The 22,236-nt window shown below is 70.2% G+C and carries 17 protein-coding genes; 6 read left to right on the top strand and 11 right to left on the bottom strand.

The features are described 5' to 3' along the window. Positions 1 to 23: 23 nt before the first annotated feature. Together Q0Z83_RS44860 and Q0Z83_RS44855 are read right to left on the bottom strand one after the other, a co-directional pair. On the bottom strand, positions 24 to 743 hold the full coding sequence (locus Q0Z83_RS44860) for a YqjF family protein (RefSeq protein ID WP_317789619.1): 720 nt from the start codon (positions 741 to 743) through the stop codon (positions 24 to 26). Positions 744 to 752: 9 nt separating this feature from the next. Continuing rightward, a complete protein-coding gene (locus Q0Z83_RS44855) occupies positions 753 to 1,124 on the bottom strand; it encodes a hypothetical protein (protein ID WP_317789618.1) in 372 nt (123 codons plus the stop codon). 241 nt (positions 1,125 to 1,365) lie between these two features. Here Q0Z83_RS44855 and Q0Z83_RS44850 point away from each other — a divergent pair, with 241 nt between their 5' ends. Further along, positions 1,366 to 1,704, top strand: coding sequence for an ArsR/SmtB family transcription factor (locus Q0Z83_RS44850; protein ID WP_317789617.1), 339 nt, complete (start codon positions 1,366 to 1,368; stop codon positions 1,702 to 1,704). Positions 1,705 to 1,729: 25 nt separating this feature from the next. Here Q0Z83_RS44850 and Q0Z83_RS44845 read toward each other — a convergent pair whose 3' ends face one another. From Q0Z83_RS44845 to Q0Z83_RS44820, 6 genes are all read right to left on the bottom strand, one after another. Beyond that, positions 1,730 to 2,578: a phosphotransferase gene (locus tag Q0Z83_RS44845; protein WP_317789616.1), complete on the bottom strand. Its 849-nt coding sequence runs from the start codon at positions 2,576 to 2,578 to the stop codon at positions 1,730 to 1,732. Positions 2,579 to 2,674: 96 nt separating this feature from the next. Further along, positions 2,675 to 3,001, bottom strand: a complete 327-nt coding sequence (locus tag Q0Z83_RS44840) for a TfoX/Sxy family protein (RefSeq protein ID WP_317789615.1) — start codon at positions 2,999 to 3,001, stop codon at positions 2,675 to 2,677. A gap of 128 nt (positions 3,002 to 3,129) precedes the next feature. Then, positions 3,130 to 3,921, bottom strand: a complete 792-nt coding sequence (locus Q0Z83_RS44835) for a sugar phosphate isomerase/epimerase family protein (protein WP_317789614.1) — start codon at positions 3,919 to 3,921, stop codon at positions 3,130 to 3,132. Further along, positions 3,918 to 5,048, bottom strand: coding sequence for a dihydrodipicolinate synthase family protein (locus Q0Z83_RS44830; protein ID WP_317789613.1), 1,131 nt, complete (start codon positions 5,046 to 5,048; stop codon positions 3,918 to 3,920). The genes Q0Z83_RS44835 and Q0Z83_RS44830 overlap by 4 nt, the downstream gene beginning before the upstream one ends. Beyond that, entirely contained in the window at positions 5,045 to 6,187 is a 1,143-nt protein-coding gene (locus Q0Z83_RS44825) for a Gfo/Idh/MocA family protein (RefSeq protein WP_317789612.1), read from the bottom strand. The genes Q0Z83_RS44830 and Q0Z83_RS44825 overlap by 4 nt, the downstream gene beginning before the upstream one ends. Before the next feature lie 101 nt (positions 6,188 to 6,288). Further along, positions 6,289 to 6,948, bottom strand: coding sequence for a hypothetical protein (locus tag Q0Z83_RS44820; RefSeq protein WP_317789611.1), 660 nt, complete (start codon positions 6,946 to 6,948; stop codon positions 6,289 to 6,291). Positions 6,949 to 7,101: 153 nt separating this feature from the next. Between Q0Z83_RS44820 and Q0Z83_RS44815 the strand changes: the two genes are divergently transcribed. After that, complete coding sequence (locus Q0Z83_RS44815; protein ID WP_317789610.1) at positions 7,102 to 8,745, top strand: pectate lyase family protein; 1,644 nt, start codon at positions 7,102 to 7,104, stop codon at positions 8,743 to 8,745. On the opposite strand, the gene Q0Z83_RS44810 is transcribed toward Q0Z83_RS44815, so the two are convergent. After that, positions 8,742 to 9,830, bottom strand: a complete 1,089-nt coding sequence (locus Q0Z83_RS44810) for a threonine aldolase family protein (RefSeq protein ID WP_317789609.1) — start codon at positions 9,828 to 9,830, stop codon at positions 8,742 to 8,744. The genes Q0Z83_RS44815 and Q0Z83_RS44810 overlap by 4 nt on opposite strands. Positions 9,831 to 9,888: 58 nt before the next feature. On the opposite strand from Q0Z83_RS44810, the gene Q0Z83_RS44805 reads away from it, so the two are divergent. Together Q0Z83_RS44805 and Q0Z83_RS44800 are read left to right on the top strand one after the other, a co-directional pair. Next, a complete protein-coding gene (locus tag Q0Z83_RS44805; RefSeq protein ID WP_317789608.1) occupies positions 9,889 to 13,275 on the top strand; it encodes a DUF4132 domain-containing protein in 3,387 nt (1,128 codons plus the stop codon). A gap of 68 nt (positions 13,276 to 13,343) precedes the next feature. Continuing rightward, positions 13,344 to 17,090, top strand: a complete 3,747-nt coding sequence (locus tag Q0Z83_RS44800) for a DUF4132 domain-containing protein (RefSeq protein ID WP_317789607.1) — start codon at positions 13,344 to 13,346, stop codon at positions 17,088 to 17,090. A gap of 18 nt (positions 17,091 to 17,108) precedes the next feature. Here the strand turns inward: Q0Z83_RS44800 and Q0Z83_RS44795 are convergent, their stop codons facing one another. Then, a complete protein-coding gene (locus tag Q0Z83_RS44795; protein ID WP_317789606.1) occupies positions 17,109 to 18,866 on the bottom strand; it encodes a biliverdin-producing heme oxygenase in 1,758 nt (585 codons plus the stop codon). A 253-nt stretch (positions 18,867 to 19,119) separates the two neighbouring features. Beyond that, entirely contained in the window at positions 19,120 to 20,274 is a 1,155-nt protein-coding gene (locus Q0Z83_RS44790) for an HtaA domain-containing protein (protein ID WP_317789604.1), read from the bottom strand. A gap of 91 nt (positions 20,275 to 20,365) precedes the next feature. Here Q0Z83_RS44790 and Q0Z83_RS44785 point away from each other — a divergent pair, with 91 nt between their 5' ends. Together Q0Z83_RS44785 and Q0Z83_RS44780 are read left to right on the top strand one after the other, a co-directional pair. Beyond that, a complete protein-coding gene (locus Q0Z83_RS44785; protein ID WP_317789603.1) occupies positions 20,366 to 21,166 on the top strand; it encodes a hypothetical protein in 801 nt (266 codons plus the stop codon). A gap of 11 nt (positions 21,167 to 21,177) precedes the next feature. Beyond that, positions 21,178 to 22,182 (top strand): heme/hemin ABC transporter substrate-binding protein, encoded by a 1,005-nt coding sequence (locus Q0Z83_RS44780; RefSeq protein ID WP_317789602.1) that lies wholly within the window; start codon positions 21,178 to 21,180, stop codon positions 22,180 to 22,182. Positions 22,183 to 22,236 lie beyond the last annotated feature (54 nt).

Here is a 22,236-nt window from a genome sequence, read left to right as displayed (position 1 = left end):
CTCGAACTGATGTTCGAATCCGGTCAGCGAATGACTCTGGGTAGACCGATGCGGGTGCCGACGCCCGGGGACGAGTGCACCAGTGGACCGCCGTGCGGCTGCGGCAGGCCGGCCGCGGCGGTCAGATCCTGTTCCAGGTCCAGCACCTCGGCCCGGTGCAGTGACCAGGGCGGATGCCAGACGTCGACGCTGATCAGACGGCCGGCCACGACGGTGTAGAGCCGGTATTGAGTGGTCAGGAAGTGGTCGATCTGTCCCAGCTCGTGCTCCGGGAAGGGCTCGCCGGAACGGACTCGCAGTCGGTAACCGGCGCCGCGCGGCTCGGCGAATCGGCTGCCCCGATACTCGGTCAGGTCGCCGTTCATCCGCAGCGACATCCGGGACCAGCGGTACGGCAGGTTGAGCCCGGCCCGGGCCACCGCCACCGCGGGCAGCCGGGCCGCGTCGAGCGAGAAGAAGTAGATCCCGGAGCCACCGTCCGGGCCACGAACGTACGTCCGCAGATTGGTCTCGGGAAATGTGGACAGCCACGGCAGTGACGGGAGCCAGGGTGGGCGCACCTCGTCCATGAGGAACGGGAGCATGCCCACCCAGACTCGATCGTCGTCGGTGTCCGGCGTCAGCCCGGCCGGCAGCAGCGGACGCACCGCCTCGACCGGATAGCGCCAGTGCAGGAACGTCATCCGCCGCCACTGCTGGCTCATCATGGCGGTAGGAACCTCCGCCATCGGGGGCGCGAGCATGCCCCCACTCTAGATGTCCAGGCTGCCCTCGATCCGCTTCAGTTGGTGACGGGCCAGAGCCAGATTCGCCCGGTCCTTGTTGAGTGCCAGGTAGAGGAACAGACCCTGCCCGGACCGCCCGGTCAACGGCCGGATCAGGTGGTACTGCGAATCCAGCGTGATCAGGATGTCCTCGATCTTCTCGTGCAGGCTGAGCATCTCCATCGTGCGCAGCTTCGCCCGGACCACCTCGGTGTTGGCGGCCGACGCCACCTGCAGGTCGAACTCCCGGCCTCCACCGGCGATGCCCAGCGCCATACCGCTGGAGCGGTCGACGAGCGCAACGCCGATGGCGCCGTCGATCTGCATCGCGTCCTTGAGGGCTACGTCCATGTCCGGCATATCGATCCTCCACTCGGTCCAGGTCTGCGCCGAGCGTGTACGACACCGGCCCGAACCGGTCGCACACGATGTCCGCCTGCGCTCCACGGGGACATGGGTTGATGTTCCGGGCAACCGATCAGTTGAAGATTTCTTCAACTACGAAACTGCACATCACTTCATTCAGCGGTACGCCGTAACCGAACCCGAACCTTCGCGGTTGGACGCCGGTAGAGCTGGATTCTCGGCGGAGGGACGGAACGTGTCAGTGCCGCTGTACCAGGCGAAGGCCGAGATGTTCCGGACGCTCGGCCACCCGGTCCGGATCCGGGTGCTGGAGCTGCTCCAGGACGGCCCGAAGCCGGTCCGTGACCTGCTCGCCGAGATCGACGTGGAGGCCTCGAACCTGTCCCAGCAGCTCGCCGTCCTACGCCGAGCCGGAATCGTGACGACGTTCCGGGACGGCGCGTTGGTCATGTACGCGCTCAGCACCACCGACGTCGCCGACCTGCTGGCCGCGGGCCGCCGCATCCTGGGCGCGGTCCTCACCGACCGGGACGGGCTGCTGGTGGAACTCCGTGCCCAGGGAAAGTCCCGGTGAGCACGAATCCACGCTGAGCTACGAGTCAGCGATGCCGGCGCAGCAACGCCATGAAGGACAGCATCGACAGGGGGCGCCTCCCGCCGTACCCCGTGGGCTTGTGGGTCTCCGTCGGCGAAGCCGGTGTGGTCTCGCCCGGTGGCGCGGCCGGGATCGGGACCGCCGCGTCGGCCGCGTGTCGCACCTGCCGCAACCGCGTCGCGAAGATCGCCATCGACTCGATCGCCGGCACCGGCGTCAGCACCTCGTCGAACAACCCGGTCAGACCCGGCCAGGACGCGACGACCAGGTCGTCCGGCTCGCCGCGGCCCGGCCAGGAGTTGCCGGTGAGCGCGCGGAACAGCAACGCGGCCAGCTCGGTCACGTCTCCGCTCGGCGTCGGGGTGGGCGCGCCTGCCGGCCGTGGCGTGGCGAAATCGGTGAGCAGCGGAACGCCGGACGGGTCGACGATGACGTGCTCGGTCCGGATCGGGCCGTGCACCATCGGCGGGCGCAGCGCATGTGCCCAGGCCAGCGCGTCGGCCAGCCGGATCACCAGGTCGACGGCGTCGGCCGGCGACGGCGGATCGTCACGCAGCATCTCGGCCAGCAGTCGACCCTCGACCCGGTCGAGGGCCAGCCAGGGACGGCCGGTCGCGGTGATCCCACCGGAGCGGACCGGCACGATCGACGTGTTGCGGCGCAGCCCGACCCAGGCGGCGACGTGGGTTGCGAAGGCGGCCTCCTCGGCCCGACCGGAGACGAACCGGTGAAACAGCCGGAGCATGGCCCATCGACCGGCCCGCTCGTCCCATGCCTGGTAGACGTCGGCGTCAGTGCCGGTACGCACCCGCTCGAGGCGGGTATAACCGGCCGGGGTGTCGATCCCCGCCACGTATCCCTCCCTCGCGTCGCCCCCCTCGTAGTGTGACCTACGACCCGGCGCCGGCAACGGCCTGCCGGACGGTTTCCGCTCGCCTGGTCGGATCGCCTACTTGGGTGGGAGGGAGCCCGCGAAGTCGACCCCCGCGCGCAACCAGCGGATCAGGCCGTCGTCGTCGAGGCGCTCGCCGTCGACCACGATCCAGTTACGCATGGGCCGGCCGGTGAAATCGAAGACCCGCGTGCCCGGCTCGGCCAGGGCGGCCTCGGCAGCCTCGGCGCCGAGGCGCACGATCAGGTCGTCACCCATCACGCCGACGGCCAGGTTGCCGTGCAAGAGAAACGTGAGGCCACCGAACATCTTCCGGTCGGTGATCCCGTCGACGTCACCGAGCCCGTCCCGAATACGCTCCGCTAGCGCCTGATCGAAGGCCATGCACTCAACCTAGCCGCTCGACGACGCGAAAGGGTGGCCCTGCGACACCGCCAGAGTGGCCCTGCAAACCCGGCAGGATGGCCCTGTGGACCGGCTCGCGGGCGTCGTTGACCGCGAACCGGCAGCCCTCAGATGCTCTGGTATCCGGCCAGGGTGTCGGCCAGGATCTCCGGGCCCGGGCGCTGCCAGAGCTGGTCGTTCATCACCTCGACCTCGATCGGGCCGGTGTAGCCCGCCTTCTCCACCGCGGCGTGGAAGGCCCGCATGTCGACGCAGCCGTCACCGGGCAGGCCGCGGCCGGTGAGCACGCCGGCCGGCAGCGGGGTGATCCAGTCGGCGAGCTGGTAGATCGCGATCCGCTCGCCGGCCGCCTCGATCTTCGGCAGCACGGTGTCGTCCCACCACAGGTGGTAGGTGTCGACGGTGACACCGACCTGGCCGACCGGGTGCTGCTCGGCGATCGCCATGGCCTGGTCCCAAGTGTTGATGACGCAGCGGTCGGCGGCGTACATCGGGTGCAGCGGCTCGATGGCCAGGGTGACCCCGGCGGCCGCGGCGTGCGGGACGAGCTGGGCGATCGCGTCGGCGACGTGGGCGCGGGCGCCGGCGATGTCCTTCGAGCCCTCGGGCAGGCCGCCGGACACCAGTACCAGGACCGGCGCGCCCAATGCGGCCGTCTCGTCGATGGCCCGGCGGTTTTCGTCGAACCAGCCGTCGAGCTGGAAGAACCCGCTGCGGCAGAGCGTCGTGACGGACAGGCCGGCGTCGCGGACCAGGGCGGCCGAGCGCTCCAGGCCGTACTCGGCGACCGGCTCACGCCACAGCGCGACCTTGTCCACACCGGCATCGACCAGGCCCTTGACCATCTCGGTCAGTTCCCAGTGCTTGGCGGTGATCTGGTTGAACGAGAAGCGGCTCATCCCACCATCACCTCGAAGAATCGGTTCGCCCGGTGGGCGGCCAGGTCCGGGTCGGTGAGCAGGCCGGCTGCGGCGGCCAGCTCGATCAGCTCGGCGAAGTGCGGGACGGAGCGACCCGACTGCAGGCCGCCGACCATGGTGAAGTGGTCCTGATGGCCGTTGAGCCAGGCGAGGAAGACGATGCCGGTCTTGTAATAGAACGTCGGCTTCCGGAAGATGTGCCGGGACAGCGGCACCGTGGGAGCGAAGATCCGCTCGTACTCGTCCAGGTCACCGCGGTCCAGGGCGGCGAAGGCGGCCGCGGCGGCCGGAGCGATCGCCGCGAAGATGCCGAGCAGCGCATCCGAGTAGCCCTGCTCGTCGCCCCGGATCAGCTGCGGATAGTTGAAGTCGTCACCGGTGTAGAGGCGGACACCGGCCGGCAGCCGGCGGCGCAGACCGATCTCGTGGTCGGCGTCGAGCAGCGAGATCTTGATGCCGTCCACCTTCGCCGGGTTGCTGTTGATCAGCTCCAGCACGGTCTCGGTGGCCTTGTCCACGTCGGACGAACCCCAGTAGCCCTCCAGCGCCGGGTCGAACGCGGTGCCCAGCCAGTGCAGGACCACCGGCTTGTCCGACTCGTCCAGCAGCTCGCGGTAGATGCCGAGGTAGTCGTCGGCGTCCCGGGCCGTGGCCGCGAGGTGCCGGCTGCACATCAGCACCGGCGCCGCGCCCGCGGTGAGCACGTCGGCGAGCTGCTCGGAGTACGCCCGCCGGACCTGGTCGAGGGTGACCTGACCGGGGGCGAGTTGGTCGGTGGCCACACCGGCGACGATTCGCCCGCCGCCCTCGGCCGCACTCCGGCGGATCAACTCCCGGGTGGCGGCGTAGTCCAGGCCCATGCCGCGCTGTGCGGTGTCCATCGCCTCGGCCACGCCCAGGCCGTGCGACCACAGGTGGTGCCGGAAGGCGAGGGTCCGCTCCCAGTCGAGAGCGGCCGGCGCTCCCGGCGAGTTGTCGGCGCGCGGGTCGGCGACGACGTGCGCGGCGGCGTAGGCGATCCGGCTGGTGGGGGCCTCGGCCGGTTTGGTCCAGTCGGTCGCCGAGAGGGTCAGCCGCCGCCCGTCGGGCAGGTTGACGGTGCTCATAGCTCGATCCGCTTGCCCTCGCGAGCCGACTGCAGGCCGGCCTCGGCCAGTCGGACCCCGCGGGCGCCGGACCGGAAGTCCCAGTGGAACGTCTCGCCCGCTACGACGTGCCGCAGGAACGCCTCCCACTGGACCTTGAAGCCGTTGTCGAACTCCTCGTTGTCCGGCACCTCGGTCCACTCGTCGCGGAACGACTTACCGGTGAGCGGCAGGTCCGGGTTCCAGACCGGCTTCGGGGTGGTGGCCCGGTGCTGGATCTTGCAGCCGCGCAGGCCGGCCACGGCACTGCCCTCGGTGCCGTCGACCTGGAACTCGACCAGCTCGTCCCGGTTGACCCGGACCGTCCAGGAGGAGTTGAGCTGAGCGACGATGCCGCCCTCCAGCTCGAAGATCGCGTACGCGGCGTCGTCGGCGTCGGCGGTGTACTCGTCGCCGCGCTCGTCGACCCGCTTGGTGATGTGCGTGGCGGTGGTCGCCTGGACCGTACGGACGTTGCCGAACAGCTCCTCGAGCACGTAGTTCCAGTGCGGGAACATGTCCATCACGATGCCGCCGCCGTCGGCGAGCCGGTAGTTCCACGACGGACGCTGGGCGACCTGCCAGTCGCCCTCGAACACCCAGTAGCCGAACTCACCGCGGACCGACAGGATCTGCCCGAAGAAGCCGCCGTCGATCAGGCGCTTGAGCTTGCGCAGGCCGGGGAGGAACAGCTTGTCCTGGACGACACCGTTGCGGATGCCCGCGGATTCGGCCAGCTCGGCCAGCTCGATCGACGCCGCCGAGCTCTCGGCCAGCGGCTTCTCGGTGTAGACGTGCTTGCCGGCGGTGATCGCCTGGCGGATCGCCTTCTCCCGCTGCGCGGTCACCTGGGCGTCGAAGTAGATCTCCACATCCGGACGGGCCAGTGCCGCATCGAGATCCGTGGTCCACTCGGTGAGTCCGTGCTGAGCCGCGATGGCGGCCAGTTTGTCGGGGTCGCGGCCGACCAGGATCGGCTCGGGCCAGATGTGGCCGCCTCCGGCGAGCGGCACGCCACCCTGCTCACGGATGGCGAGAAGGGAACGGACCAGGTGCTGGCGGTAGCCCATCCGGCCGGTGACACCATTGACGACGATGCCGATCGATCTACGCGCTGCCATTCGGTATCCCTCCGGAATTTTATAGGAAAGCGCTTTCCTGCTGCTGGCAGCGTAGGCGTCTTCCGGGCTCGGGACAAGGCCCAGTTGATCTCGGGTGGCGGTCAGCCCAGCCAGGCCCGCTTCACCCGTGTCCACCATGTGGACGGTGGCGCCGGCGGCGGGTCGGGAGTCGTGATCGGCTCCGGCATCAGCAACCAGGCCAGCAGGCAGGGACGGCAGATGTCCGGGGCGTCCCACTCGGCGAACAGGTCGGGCGCCGGCGGCGATTCCGGGTACGGGCCGTCGACCTCCTCACTCCAGTGCATGCCCGGGGAGGGGAAGTACAGGCCCAGCCGTTCGCCGGTCGGCTCCGCGCCGCAGATCGCCGGCGGGACGGCCCGCCCGCACAGGTGCCGGACACCGTCGTCGTCGCGGATCAGGTCGTAATCCTCCTGCAGCGCGTGCCGGTAGAAATCCGAGAGCGGGCCGACCAGCACCGCACGGCTCGGGCAGTACAGCGCATGCCATCGGTCGTCGTCGGGCTGCCGCGTGACCGTGACCAGCACCATCGCCTCGGCCGAGGACAACGGCACATTTCGGTCGTACGGCAGCGGCTCGCCCACCGCCTTGTCGCGGTGACATTCGTCGCCGCTCGGTAGGGTCCCGCCGACCCGGCACACCTCCGGGTACAGCGGGTTGTAGGTGGACTCGACCACGGTGCTGTACTCCGCGTACCGCTCCAGGCCGTCGGGAAATCGGACAGTCGCCAGCCAGGTGCCCATGGGCATCACCCTCCAGGCCGGATCATCCCCTGCACCCGCAAGTGATCAGCGTCACATAAGCGGCGGTGCAACCAAGGCACCGCCCCGGACCACAAGGTTGCGCACCTGATGGGCGTCCCCCAACGCCTCTCATCCCCCATGGAAAGGAACACCATGGAAAGCGCACCGAAGAAGAGCAGCCGCAAACGGAAGGTGGTCATCGCGGCCGGCATGGCCGCCGTCGTGGCCGGCATGGGCGGCCTGGCCTCGGTCTCCTTCGCGGACGCCGACACCGCCACCGCGGCCGGATTCACCGACACCTTCGAGGACGGCGACACCGCCGGCTGGAGCAAGTCCGGCGGCACATGGTCGATCGTCAGCGACGGCAGCAAGGTGCTCCAGCAGGGCAAGACCGGTGCGACGCCGGCCCGGCAGTTCGCCGGTTCCACCGACTGGACCGACTACACGGTCACCGCGAAGGTCGCACCGCTCTCGGTCGCCTCCGGTGGATACGCCGCGATCGTGGCCCGGTCGACCAGTTCGACGAGCTTCTACCGGCTGGCGCTGACCGGCGCGAACAAGGTGCGGCTGGAGTCGGTGAAGTCCGGCAACGTGACGGTCCTCAGTGAGGCGGCGCTCACCGTCACCCCCGGAAGCGTTTACACGCTGAGCCTGACCACCAGCGGAAACACGCTGACCGGCGCGGTGAACGGGGCGTCGGTCCTGTCCGGCACCGCGTCGGCGTTCGGTAGCGGCCGGATCGGTCTGCAGACCTACGACGCGACCGCCCGGTTCGACGACGTGACGGTGACGACCGGCGTGACTGCGACCGCGGCCCCGACCGCGACGACCGCGCCCACATCACCCACCGCGACCGCATCACCCACCGCAACCGCCTCCGCGACGGCGACCGCCTCGCCCACCGCGACCAGCGGCGGTTTCGAGTCCAGCCCGATCGGCTTCGGCGCGGGCACCGCCGGTGGCGCCGGTGGCACCACTGTCAAGATCACCTCGCTGGACCAGCTGATCACCGAGGCCGCCTCGGACGGCGCCAAGATCCTCCAGCTGTCCACGATCCTCACCGGCAGTGGCACCGACCAGGTCGTCGTCTCCTCGAACAAGACGATCGTGGGTGTCGGCGCGAACGCCGGCCTGACCGGCGCGGGCATCTACATCAAGAAGGCCACGAACGTCATCGTCCGGAACCTGAAGATCTCGTTCGCACAGGCGCCGGTCGACCTGATCGCCGCGCAGAAGTCGGACCACATCTGGATCGACCACAACGAGCTGTTCAACGACACCAGCCACGACAAGGACTTCTACGACGGCATGGTCGACCTGACCCACGCCACCGACCTGGTCACGGTCTCCTGGAACCACCTGCACGACCACTCGAAGGGCTCACTGCTCGGTCACAGCGACGACAACGCCGCCGAGGACACCGGCAAGCTGCACGTCACGTACGCCCACAACTGGTTCGACAACGTGGCCTCCCGGCTGCCGCGTCTCCGGTTCGGCACCGTGCACCTGTTCAACAACCTGTTCAGCAACGCCAAGACCAGCGGCATCCACTGCCTCATGGAGTCGCAGTGCCTGGTCGAGAACAACGTGTTCGTCAACGTGAAGCTGCCGGTCTGGACCACCGAGGACTCCGACCTCGACGGCTTCGCGAACATCTCCGGCAACGACTTCGGCGGTGAGGAGCCGGTGATCACCCAGACCGGCACGTTCGCCAAGGCGCCGTACGCGGTGACCCTGGACGCCACCGCGGCGGTGTCGGCCAAGGTCAAGGCGGGTGCCGGCACCGGCCGGATCTAAAATTCGGCCAGCAGTCGCGCGCCGATCTCGGCGACGTCGGCGGCGGTCCACTCCAGAGCGTGCCCGGCTATCGTGACCTCGGTCATCGCATGGCCGGGCACGTCCGCGTCCAACCAGCCGCCGGCGAACCAGACCCGATCCCGCTCGGCCATCGCGAGCACTGCGGCGTCCAGCGCGGCCGCCGGAAACGGCAGCCAGAGCCGGAACTGATGGGTGTGCGGCGGCTGCGGGAAGACCTTGGCTCCCGGCAAAACCGACAAAGCCTCAGCGATGGTACGGGCATGGCGCACATATTCCGGAAGCCGAGGCAACTCCCGGTCGAGCCCGGCCAACGCGGTGAGCACGGCCGGCCACTGCTGGAAGATCGTCCCGCCGTACCGGTGCCGCCAAGCCCGGGCGTAGTCGCCGAGGTCGGCTGTCCCGGCCAGCACCGCCCCGCTGATCCCGTCGAGCGACTTGTAGAACGACACGTAGACGCTGTCCGCAAGGGCCGCCACCGCTCGCAGCGAGTGGCCCAGATACGGCGTCGACTCCCAGATCCGGGCGCCGTCGAAATGTACCCGGGCACCGATCGCGCGGGCCGCCTTCGCCACCGCGACCAGCTCGTCCCAGGACGGCAGCACGAAACCGGCGTCGCGCAGCGGCAGCTCGATGACCACGGTGCTGACCGGTTCGCCGAGCCGGGCGATCTCGGCCGCCGTCGGATTGCGGCGCTCGACCGTGGAACGGATCCCGCGCAGGCCGGTGAGCTCGGAATACGCGTGCCGCTCGTGGACCTCCTGATGGCCCAGTGGGTGCAGCGCGGCGGCCGGTACGCCGGTTCGGTCGGCGCCGTACCGCAATGCCACCTGCTGGGCCATCGTGCCGGTCGGGAAGAACACCGCGGCCTGGACGCCGAGTAGGTCGGCGACCCGCTCCTCAAGCGTCTCGACCGGTCCGTTGCCGTAGAAGTCCGGCCATCCGTCCAGGTCACCGCCGGCTTCGAGGTCGGCGATCCGATCCCGCATCGTCTTCGGGCGGACCCCGGACAGGATCCGGTCGCAGTCGCGCATCGCGTTGAGTCGGCGCAGCCTCTCGTCGGACATCTGCGGATGATCGCATGATCTTCGATTCTTGTCGGACCCCGCCGCTACTGTGCGCGCCATGCGGAGTTCCGATCCCGGCCCAGACGCATCGTTCACACCCGTCTCGGAGGACGTCCTCGTCTTCCCACCGGCCTGGCTGCGGCATCGTTCGCCCCGCCGGGGCAGCGACCGGATCAGCGTGTTCGCTCCCGGGCCGAGGGCGCGCGGGGTCGTCGACGCGAAACTGGCCGACGCCCACGAGCATGTGCACGGCGTCCTCGACGCCCCGACGACCGCCGCGGCCACCTGCCACGCGGCGAAAGAGTGGCTGGCCGGCGCGGCGGACGCCACCCCACTGGGCGCGGCCGCCGCGGCCACCTCGGTGTATTCGTTCCGATGGGCCGGCGACGAGTGGGCCAACCCGTTCGCCGACGTGTGGATCGCCGAGCGCGGCCTGCTCTTCGCCGTCGAGGCCGCGGTCACGATGATGGCGCTGACCGTCGTCGACGACGGTTCCCCGCTCTCCTTCGGCGGTCGTGGCGCCGACTTCCCGGGTGTCCGCCACCTGCGTCCCGGCGAGTCCCACCAGGGGTGGCATGCGGATCCGGCCATGCAGGCGGTGCTCCGGGTGCGGCAGGCTCTCGCGGCCGCCCCCGAGGACGACTACTCCCGCGTGGTGACCGTTCTGGAGGGTTACCGCGAGGCGAACCTGTCCGCACGCTCCGCGGCGTCCGTGCTGATGCCGGAGCGGCGCGACTGGTTCGAGGCGGATCTGGCGGACACGCTCCGGGTGGCCGACGACTACCTGGCGGTGCTGCTGCTCACCGCCGCGGCGACCGAGGCGGACGTGCGGCGGCTCTTCCCACTGGCCGACGCCAACCTGGTGGTCAACTCGATCGCCGTGCTCTCGACGATGGTCGACGGGGCCGGCGCGGCCATCGCCCCGGCCCTGTTCCACTGGCTCGACGAGGTCTTTGAGGCCGACACCCGGAAACGTCTGCTGTCGGTGCTGACCGTCCTGCCCGGCGACGAGGTGACGGCCGGCCTGATCGAGCGCGCCGACACCAGATATGTCACACCGGCTCTGGTGACGCACGGCGACCGTTTCCCGGCCCGGACGCTGCGGCTACTCGCCGCGACCACCGGCCGACGCAGTACCGGCGGCCTGCTCCGCGCCCACGTCCTGAAACACCGCGAGATCGCCGAGCGGATCGCCCCGCAACTCGCCCCGGAGGCCGCCCGCCGGGTTCGCGAGATCCTCACCGACGTGGCGGAGGTCGCGCCGGCCGCGATGTCGGCGGTGCCGCCGGTGCTCGCCGACCCACCGTGGAAACGGCGACCCCAACGCGCAAAGCCGATCGTCATCACCGGTCTGACCTGTGACGATCCACCTGCCGCAGTCTGGGCCGCGGGCGAACGGGAGCGATGGGGCACGCTGACCGCCCGCCGCTACTCCTCCGACCGGACCCGAGACTCGGCGATTCCGCACCACGTGGTGATCCCGAACCATCTGTCCCTGCGTGAGGCGACGGCCTTCCTTCTCGATCTGCCGGACGACCTGGCCCGCAAGGCCCTGGTCGAGTGGCGGCCCGACAATGTGTGGGCGGCCGACAGCTACCTGCGTCCGGTGGCCGCCCGCTTCGAGACCGACGCCCTGCCGGTCTTCCTCGCACTCGGCCGGAGTGCGCCGGCCGAGAGCTCTCGACTGTTCCTCCCGTTCACCTCACCGCAGGTGGCCGCCCTGATGGCGGATTGGCTGACCCGGCTGAAGACGGTTCGGGAGGAGGCTCTCGACTGGCTGCGCCGGCATCCCGCGGCAGCCGCCCGAGCCCTGCTCCCGGCGGCGCTCGGCAAGGCCGGGGTGGCCCGGCGCCAGGCCGAGACCGCGCTGCTCGCGCTCCGCGACCACGGTCATGCGGACACGATCCGCGAGGCCGCCCGGGCCTACGGTCCGGACGCTGCGGCCGCCGTCGAGGTCCTGCTCACCACCGACCCGGCGACACTGGTCCCGGTGAAGATCCCGGCGATGCCGGTCTGGGCCACCCCTGAGGCGCTCCGCCCGGTCCTGCTGCGCGACGGCGCCGGGTCACTCCCGGCCGCCCCGACGGCGAACCTGATCACCATGCTGGCGATGTCCCGTCTGGAGACCCCGGCGGCCGGGCTGGCCGAGGTGCGGGCCGTGTGTGAGCCGGGCAGTCTGGCCGCGTTCGCGTGGAGCGTCTTCGAGCAGTGGCAGGCGGCCGGCTCGGCGGCCAAGGACAACTGGGCTCTGGACGCACTGGGCCTGCTGGGCGACGACGACACGGTCCGCCGGTTGGCCCCGCTGATCCTGGCCTGGCCCGGCGAGGGCGGTCATCAGAGGGCGATCACCGGCCTGCACGTGCTGGCCCGGATCGGCACCGACGTGGCCCTGATGCACCTGCACACCATCGCGCAGCGGGCCAGGTTCAGCGCCCTGAAACATGCGGCGCAGCGGATGATGCAGGCGGTGGCGGACGGGCTGGGGCTGACCGCCGATCAGCTGGCCGACCGCCTGGTCCCCGACTTCGGGCTGGACTCGGACGGCAGCCTGCGCCTCGACTACGGTCCCCGGCAGTTCGTGGTCGGTTTCGACGAGCAACTGCGCCCGTTCGTGACCGACGGCACCGGCAAACCGCTGAAGGCGCTGCCCAAACCGGGCACCCGCGACGACGCTCTCCTGGCGCCCGCCGCCCATCGGCGTTTCGCCGGCCTGAAGAAGGACGTCCGGACCATCGCGACCGACCAGGTCCGCCGCCTGGAACGGGCCATGGTCACCAACCGCAGGTGGACCGGAGCCGAGTTCCACAAGCTGTTCGCCGGTCATCCCCTGCTGTGGCACATCGTCCGCCGTCTGGTCTGGGTCACCTTCGGCCCGGACGGTACGACGGTGGGCTCGTTCCGGATCGCCGAGGACCGCACGCTGTCCACGGTGGAGGACGAGACGACCGTGCCGGCCGACGACGCCGCGGTCGGGGTGGCCCACCCACTGCACCTGGGCGACGAGGTGGGCGCGTGGGCCGAGCTTTTCGCCGACTACGAGATCCTGCAGCCGTTCCCGCAATTGGGCCGCCCGGTCTTCGCCCTGACCGAGACGGATCTGAAGGGCAGCCGCCTGGTCCGCTTCCAGGGCGCCAAGGTGCCGACGACGAAGCTGCTGGGCATGGAGCGACGCGGCTGGCGCCGGGAGGCACCGCAGGACGCCGGGATCCAGAGCCGCCTGGAGTTCCCGGTGGAGGACGGCATGCAGATCGTCATCGACTTCGAGCCGGGCATCGCGATCGGTGGCATCGGCTACTCACCCGAACAGGAACTCAGGGACATCTGGCTGTACAACGGCACGACGCACCGCTGGAGCCGAAGCGAGAAGAGCCACGTCGCCCTCAGCCACCTGGACCGGGTGACCGTCTCGGAAGTCCTCCGCGATCTGACCGACCTGACCACCTGAGCGCCGGCGACCCGGGCGTGCGCAATGATCTTCGATTTTTGTCGGTCCCGGTCGTTACTGTGCGCGGCATGCGGGGTTTCGAGTTCGTCGAGGGCACCTCGGCCAAGTTCTGGGAGATCGCCCGGACGGGCAGCCGGGTGACGGTCCGATTCGGCCGGCTCGGCACGCAGGGCCAGACGAGTGTCAAGACGCTGGCCGACGATCCCGCCGCAGCGGCTCACGAGACCAAGCTGATCAGCGAAAAGCTCCGCAAGGGCTACGTCGAGACCGCCGTCCTCTCCACGCCGCCCACCGCTCATGCCGCGGCCGCCCTCACCGCAACCGCCACCCCTACCGCAACCGGCGCCACCCCCAGCGCCGCTGCAACCGGCACCGCGACCGCAACCAGCCCCGCTGCGACAGGTGCCGCCAGCCTTGAGGGCGGGAATGAGCGATTTGCGAAGGATGAGGATGTCTTCGTCCTTCCGGTGGCCTGGGGTCGGTCTCGGACGCCTCGGCGTGGGAGTTCCGGGGTGGGGAAGTTCACGCCCAATGCCAAGGCTCGGGTCGCTGTCGACGGGGAGCTCGGGCGTAAGCCGAAGCGGGCACGGGCTCTGCTCGAGGCGCCCACCACCGAAGAGGTGACTCGGCGAGAAGGTCTGGCCTGGCTGGACGGGGCGTCCGACGCGGCTCCGTTGGGGGCGGCGGCGGTCATGGCCACCGCTGACCACGGGCACTGGGATTCGAGTGCCTGGGCCAACCACTTCGCCGACCTGTGGATTCGGGAGCGTGGGCTGATCTTCGCCGCCGAGGCCGCGGTCACGATGGCCTCGTTGATCGTGACGGATGACGATTCGCTGAGTTCGTCGCGCCAGCGGCCGGGGGTCCGGCACCGCCGGGACGATGAGCGGCGCCCGGCCGTGCACCCCAGCGCGACCGCCCGGGTCCTCCTGCGGGTTCGCCAGGCGCTCGCGAGCGCGCCGGAACAAACGTATGCGCAGGTGGTGGACGCGCTTCGACCGTACCGTGACAAAGGTCTTCATGCCCGGACGGCCGTGGCCGTCCTCGTTCCGGAGGAACGGGCCTGGTTCGAGCAGGACCGCGATGATGCGGTCGCCGCCGGTGACGACAACCTCGGGACTCTGCTGCTCCTGGCGGCGAGCACCGCTGCGGACGTGACGGCCCTGGCCACGGTGGCTGACCGGGACGCGTTCCTCTACTCGATGAACCTGCTCGTCACCATGATCGACGGGGTCGGTGCGGCGGCCGCTGCGGTGCTGTTCGGCTGGTTCGACGACGCGTACAGCACCGATGACCGGAAACGGCTGCTCGCGATCCTCGTCGAACTGCCCGGTGACCACGTGACGCGGGGGCTGATCGAGCGGATCGGCGTCAAATACGTGAAGCCCGCCCTGCTCGAGCACACCGAGCGTTTCCCGGCTCGGGCGCTGCGGCTGCTGGCGGAGGGCGCCGATGCTCCGGCCACGGCCGACCTGTTCCGCGGGCACCTGCTGAAACACCGCGAGCTCGCGGCCCGACTCGGCCCAGAGCTCAGCGCGGCGGCGACCGAGCGGGTCGAGCAGGTCCTCGCCGAGGCCGCGGCGGTGGCGACCGCCCCGCTCTCCGTGGTGCCGCCGGTTCTCGCCGACCCGCCGTGGCGGCACCTTCCGGAACCGGCCGAACCGACCATCATCACCGGCCTGACCTGCGACGATCCGATGACCTTCGAGTGGCTGCCGGGCGAGCGGAAACAGTGGGCGGCACTGCCCTTCCAGCGGTATGAGCACGACGGTAGGTGGGATCCGGAGGTGCGGCGCCAGGCGGTGCTCGCCAATCAGTTGCCGCTGCGGGACGCGTTCCTGTTCTTCATCGACTCGACCACGGAGATCGCCCTTCCGACGCTGTTGGAGTGGCGGCCCCACGACCCGTGGATGGCCGGCACCTACATGCGCCTGATCACCTCCCGGTTCGGAAGTGACACGTTGCCGGCGTTGATGAGTCTGGCGCCGCACTCACCTGTCGACGTCGCCCCGGCTCTGCAGCCGTTCTCGTCACCGGCGATCGCGGTGCTGATGGCCGATTGGATGGCCCGCCTCAAAGGGGTACGCGACGACGCGCTGGCCTGGCTCCTGCGGCATCCGGCCGAGGCGGCCCGTGCTCTGGTGCCACCAGCGGTCGGCAAACCCGGCCCGGCCCGGCGGCAGGCCGAGGCCGCTCTGCTCGCACTTCACACCAACGGCCGTTCCGAGGAGGTCCGGGCCGCCGCCCGTGGTTACGGCGATCCGGTCGCGGCCGCCGTCGAGACGCTGATCAGCGCCGACCCGGACGCCCTGGATCCGTCCAGGATCCCGGCGGTGCCGGTGTGGGCGACACCGGGTGTGCTACAGCCGATCCTGCTGCGGGACGGGTCCGGTTCGCTGCCCGGTGAGGCGGTGGAAAACCTGTTCGTGCTGCTCGCGCTGGGTGCGCCCGAGCCGTATCGGGCGGCCGTCCGGGAGGCGTGCGAGCCGTCGAGTCTCGCGGCGTTCGGCTGGAGTCTCTTCGAGTTGTGGGGGACGTCCGGATCGGTCTGGAAGGAGCGGTGGGCGTTCGAGGCGCTCGGGCATCTGGGCGACGACGACACGGTCCGCCGGTTGGCGCCGCTGATCCTGGCGTGGCCGGGCGAGGGCGGCCACAACAAGTCGGTGATCGGCTTGCAGGTCCTGACCGCGATCGGCACCGATGTGGCCCTGATGCACCTGCACACCATCGCGCAGCGGTCGAAGTTCACCGGGCTCAAGAGTGCCGCCGTGCAGAAGATGGACGAGGTCGGCGCGTCTCTCGGTCTGACCGCCGAGCAACTGGCCGACCGGCTGGTGCCCGACTTCGGGCTGGAGGCGGACGGCGGCCTGCACCTCGACTACGGTCCCCGGCGGTTCGTGGTCGGCTTCGACGAGCAGCTCCAGCCGGTGGTGACCGAGTCCGGGGGCAAGCGGTTGAAGGCGCTGCCGAAACCGGGTGTGCGGGACGACACCGATCTGGCTCAGGCCGCCTACCAGCGGTTCAGCACGCTGAAGAAGGACGTCCGCACGGTGGCCGCCGACCAGGTGCGTCGCCTGGAGCACGCGATGATCACCAATCGTCGCTGGTCGGGCGCCGAGTTCCGGCGGCTGTTCGTCGAGCATCCCCTGCTGTGGCACCTGGTCCGCCGCCTGGTCTGGGCCCGCTTCGACAGCACGTCGGCCGACACGAAGACCGCGCCGCCGGCCGACACGAAGACCGGGCCGGTGGCCGTCCGCTCGTTCCGGATCGCCGAGGATCGGACGCTCTCCACCGTGGACGATGAGGAGACGACGCTCCCGGACGACGCCGTGGTCGGGGTGGCCCATCCGATTCACCTGGGTGACGATCTCGCGGCCTGGGCGGCGGTCTTCGCCGACTACGAGATCCTTCAGCCGTTCGAGCAGTTGGGGCGGCCGGTTCTCACGCTCACCGAGGAGGAGGCCACGATCAGCCGGCTGGTCCGCTTCGAGGGGCGCAAGGTGCCGACCGGCCGTCTGCTCGGGCTGGAGCGACGGGGCTGGCGGCGGGAGACCCCGAAGGACGCCGGCTATCAGGCCAGTATCGGGTTCGCGATCGAGCCCGGTCGTGAACTGGTAGTCGAGTTCGAGCCCGGGTTCTCCATCGGCTACATCGACATGGCGGCCGAGCAGGAGTTGACCGGCGTGTTCCTGCACGACGGCAGCAACGATCACGGGTGGCGGCGGAACGACCGGGGTCACGTTACCCTGGACAACCTCGACCGCGTCACCGTTTCCGAGTTGCTCCGCGAGCTGACCGGCCTGACCGGCCGGTGACGCACGAGCCGGCCGGGGTCAGGCGGCGGAGGCCAGATCTTCGGGGTTCTCCGGGTAGTGGGCGCCCAGCTCGACGAAGACCGCGGCGTTGTAGCGGAAGGCCAGCTGGGCCTCGTCGATCAGGGTGGTGGCCTCGTCGTCGGGCAGGTGCAGGGCGTCGAGACGCTCCCGGTAGGCGATCTTGTACGCGCGGGCGTCGCTGATCTGCTCGAAGCGGTAGAACGACGTGCCGGCGTCGCCCAGGCCGTAGAGGTTGGCGAGGGTTCGCCCGATCATCTGACCCCCGCTGAGGTCGCCCAGATAGCGGACGTAGTGGTGGGCGATGAAGTGGTGGGGCGAGACCGCCGCGAGTTCGCGGAGCCGTGCCGCGTAGGCGACCGTGCTGTCCAGGACGGTGACTGCCGACTCCCAGTCCGGGCCGTAGAGGTGGGCCAGGTCGGCCTCCAGAGACGGGACCCGGGTCAGGGCCGGGTCGGCGAACCCGGCGGCCGGACCGGCCTCGGCGCGCATCCGGTCGGCGGCGGCCTCGAGCTCCCGGTACACGGCCAGGTACTGCGCGGTCAGGGCGGCGAACCCGGCCATCGGGACGGCGCCGGCCATCAGCCGGGAGATGAAGCTGCGGGTCTCGGCTTCGCGGTGCTCGACCATGGTTGCGCGGCGGAGGCGGGTGGAGAAGTCGGTCATGTCGGCTCGTCCTTCCTGATCATCGAGGTGGTGTCGGCGGATCGGCGGGCACTGCTTGTCACCGGGTGGCGACACGACGTCGATGTCGTACTGATCATCCTCATTACGCGGGGACCTGGTCCAGTGTTGCCGAAAGGTTCTTCGACCGGCGGCGGGACGCACTCCGGCGAGCGAATCGGAACCGAGGTACAGAACCGCCAGGGAGAGCAGGATCACCAGGGCCCACGGCCAGGCCCAGACCGTGGTCCCACGGGTCACGGCCGGGAGTTTCCGGTCGAAGTTCGCCGGTTCGACGGTGACCTCGGCGTTGAGACGGACCGTCGGCTGGACTCCGACGATCCTCTCGGTGACGGTCACCGCGCCGCCGGGGAGCAGCTCGGGGATCGCCATGGGTTCGGTGCGGGCCAGTTCCCAGCCGAACGGGCCGGTCACCCGGACGGCACCGGCACCACTGAGACGCAGGTTGCCGGTGTTGCGAACCAGGTAACTGACGGTCATCTCACCACCGTCGGCGGGATTCGGTGACTGCGTGTACTCCAGCCGTACCGTATCGATCTTGAGGGTCGGCGCGACCGCACCGGCGACGGTGAGATAAACGCGAGCCGCGACCCGCCGATCCACCAGGACTTTCTGCCCTTGAGCGTCGATCGTCTCCTCGGCGATCGAGGTGATCACGCCGCCCGCGTGGTCACCGGGAGTGGCGTCGACCGGAACGGTGATCGAGAACGGCACGTCCAGGCGCGTGTTGGCCGGGACCGTGTACTCCTCGGCGCCGAGCCCGATCCACGAGCCGATGTCGGTCGCCTTCTGCGCGGCCGGAAGCAGCGCGAACGAACCGTCGTCGGTGTTGTACGCGTCAGTGCCGTACACGGTGAAGGTCAACGGCCGGGTGGTCAGGTTGGTGATGCCGACGTAGTCGGTGAGCGTCTCGCCCGGAGCCGCACGTCTGATGACGAAGTCTCGACCGTCCGGTCCCTTGGCGCTCGACGGCTGCACTGACCAGCGCACATCCGACGGGCCGGGGGCGGCTCGGGCCGGGGCGGGGACCATGATCAGAAGAAGAACCGCGGCCAGCGCGCCTCGGACGGTCATGTTGCTCCTTACGATGGGGCGGGCCGGCCGGGAATTGTTGCGGAATTCCCGGCCGGTTCCCTCGCCCGGATTCGAGACCCGAGCCGAAGCCTCGGAAACCGGGCCGGGTCAGAGACCAAGCCGACCCGGACCGGTTCCGAGGTCGCCAAGCCGGGCCGGACCAGAGACCAAGCCGGTCCGGACCAGAGACCGAGCCGGTCCGGACCGGGACCCGAGCTCCGAGGGGCCGGAAGCCCGGGTCAGGGCGACGGGCTCAGGCGAGCGTCAGGGTGAGTACGGCGCTGTACTCACCGGCGGCGCTCGATTCCGGGACACCGAGGTTCAGGGCCGCGCCGCAGGTGGCGCTGCCCAGGCTGCTCCCGGTCTCGGCGCTGCACAGGGTGCGGCTGGTGCCGAGGCCGGTGCCGGGGGCGATCGGGCCACCCGCGGCGACCTTGTTGGCCACGCCGTTCGCGGCGACCAGGCTGGTGGCCGCGACCTGGGCGGTCGGGGTCCAGCCGAGGTTGGCGGCCGGGATGACCCCGCCACCCGTCGACTTGAACTCGGTGACCTGACCGACCAGGTCCCAGCCGGCGTTGGTGCCACGCAGGTCGCTGACGGTGACGGCGTTGAGGGCGCCGGCGGCGGTCTGGCCGGGCGACGCCGCCGACAGGGTGACGGCCGAACCGGCCGATGTCAGGGTCAGGGCGCCGCCGCTGACGGCCGCCTTGATCGTCTGTGCCGCCGAGCCGTTGCCGGTGCCCGGGTCGGTGGGCTCGGTCGGGTCAGTGGGCTCGGTGGGCTCGGTCGGACCGCTGGAGGCCGACGCCGTCGCGGTCACCGGATCGAGTGCGGTGCCCGCCTGGTAGAAACCGGCGAACGCGGATGCCCCGGACGCGGTGAGCGTCGCGGCGAGCGCGTTGAACGAGACGTTGCCGTCCGTCACCGAGGGCGCGGTGGTCACCAGGGTGGCGACCTCCGCCTGGTCGAGGTGGCTCTCGGTGGTGCCGTTATCAGCGACCAGGTCCACGTCGGCGAGCAGCGATCCGGTGCCGTCCCCGTCGACGACGACGGTCGGGTTGGAGACGGTGATTTCAAACATGTGCAGGGGGTACGAGAAGACGACCGTCCCGCCGTAGCTGACAGTTGCGGTGCCGGCTGCGGCGTCGTAGGTGCCCCCGGTGGCCGGGAAGTCGAAGGTGCCGTCCGTGTTGCGGCCGGCCCCGTTGCTGACGGCGATCGGCGGGTTGCCGTTGCCGGCCCCGACGTAGGCCCGGAACGAGGCCTTGAAGCCCCAGTCCAGGCTGCCACCGGCCACCTTGACCGGCGCGGCGAACGCCGGGGTGACGCCGGTGAGTGCGGTGGCGGCGCCGAGGGTGATGGCGCTCGCGAACAGGGCGGCCCGATGCGAGCCCTTGAGTGTGCCCACGCTCTTTCCTTCCAGGAGCTTCGAAACGTGACCCGCGATTGCGGCTCGGTTAGGGTAGCCTCACCTAACTTTCAGGATCAATCAAGGTCCTGTGAGATCGAATTCGCTGGAGGAGACCGCGATGTGGATCGGGTCGCAGGTGACGGTCGCTGCCACGGCACTGCTGATCGTCGCCGTCACGGGCACACCGGCCGTCGCCGCCGGGCGTCTCAGCGCCTCCAAGACCAAGGGCATCTCCCGATCCGGGGAGACGATCACCGTGACCGGCCGCGGGTATGACGTGACCAAAGGCATCTACGTCGCGTTCTGCCTGGACAACGGGCCTGGTGTGATGCCGTCGCCATGCGGGGGCGGTGCCGACATGTCGGGCGCCTCCGGAGCGTCCGTGTGGATCTCGTCGAATCCACCGTCCTATGCGGAGGGACTGGCCACGCCGTACGGCAGAGGTGGCGGTTTCCGGGTCTCCATCCGGGTCAGCCAGATGATCGGGGACATCGACTGCGCGGTCCGCGGATGTGCCGTGGTCACCCGCAACGATCACACCCGGACCAGCGACCGGTCCCAGGACGTCCGCATTCCGGTGCGGTTCGCGGCCCCGACCACCGGCGCGACCGAACCCACCCCCACGGCGGCACCGGTGGCCGGTGCGGTGAAACCCACCGGCAGGCAGAGCGCACCGGTCGGGCCGCCCACCGGCAAGCTCGCCACCGCCGGGCCGCCGACCACCGCCGCGGTACTCGCCCTCGAAGCGGCGGAGCCCGCCCTGAGCCGGACCAGCAGCGCGACCCCGCTCGGCCACTGGTGGGCGATCGGCGGCGCGTTCCTGGTCGGTGTCCTGGTGACCGGCCTGACCGGCCGCCTCCGCAACCGCCGCCGTGATACCTCCGCCTGACGGGAGAACGTATGCGTATCGCCAACGCCGTCCTGGTCGCCTGCCTCGCGCTCGCGGGGTGCACGACGGTCAGTGAGGTCGGGCCGGAACGGGCCGCCGCCGACTGCTCGGTCGCCACCGCGAAGTCGGCCGAGGAGGACGTCACACCGCTCGATCCCAAGCCGGCACCGCAACTGCCGGTCACCGTGAGATCGGCGGACGGGCGGGACGTGACGGTGAAGTCGGCGGACCGGATCCTGGCCGTCAACCTGTACGGATCACTGGCCGAGATCGTCTTCAGTCTCGGGCTCGGTGATCGGGTGATCGGGCGGGACACGTCCACCGCGTTCCCGGCAGCGGCCGCGTTGCCACTGGTCACGCCACAGGGCCACGACCTCTCGGCGGAGGCGGTCCTGAAACTGGACCCGACCGTGCTGATCGCGGACGACAGCATCGGCCCGGCCACGGTGCTTCAGCAGATCCGCGATTCCGGGATCCCGGTCGTGGTCGTCGACGACGAGCAGACGCTCGAGGCGATTCCGGCGCACATCCGGGCCGTCGCCGGGGCGCTCGGCGTGGTCGAGGCCGGGGAGCGACTGGTCACCCGGGTGCAGTCGGAGATCGACACGGCCCGTCGGTCGGCGCCCACGGACGGGACGCCACCGCGGATCGCGTTCCTCTACGTGCGGGGTACGGCGGGTGTGTACCTGATCGGCGGGGACGGCGCCGGATCGGACGCGATGATCGAGGCGATCGGGGCGGTCGACGCCGGAACCGCGGCGGGGCTCCAGAAGTTCCGGCCGTTGACCAGTGAAGGGCTGATCAACGCGGCACCCGACGTGATCCTGGTGATGACCGAAGGGCTCAACTCGGTCGGCGGGGTGGACGGGCTACTCAAACTGCCCGGGGTGGCGCAGACACCGGCCGGGATCAATCGGCGGATCGTCGACATGGACGACGGGGTGCTACTCAACTTCGGGGCGCGCACCGGCAAGGCGGTCGAGGCGCTGGCGAAAGCGGTATACGGACCGTGCTGACCGAGAAAGACCAGAGCCGACCGAAGCCCGACCCGGCCGGAGGCGGGCCACGAC

The sequence above is a fragment of the Actinoplanes sichuanensis genome (genome assembly GCF_033097365.1).
GTDB classification, from domain to species: domain Bacteria; phylum Actinomycetota; class Actinomycetes; order Mycobacteriales; family Micromonosporaceae; genus Actinoplanes; species Actinoplanes sichuanensis.
This window is presented reverse-complemented; position numbering and strand designations above follow the sequence as displayed.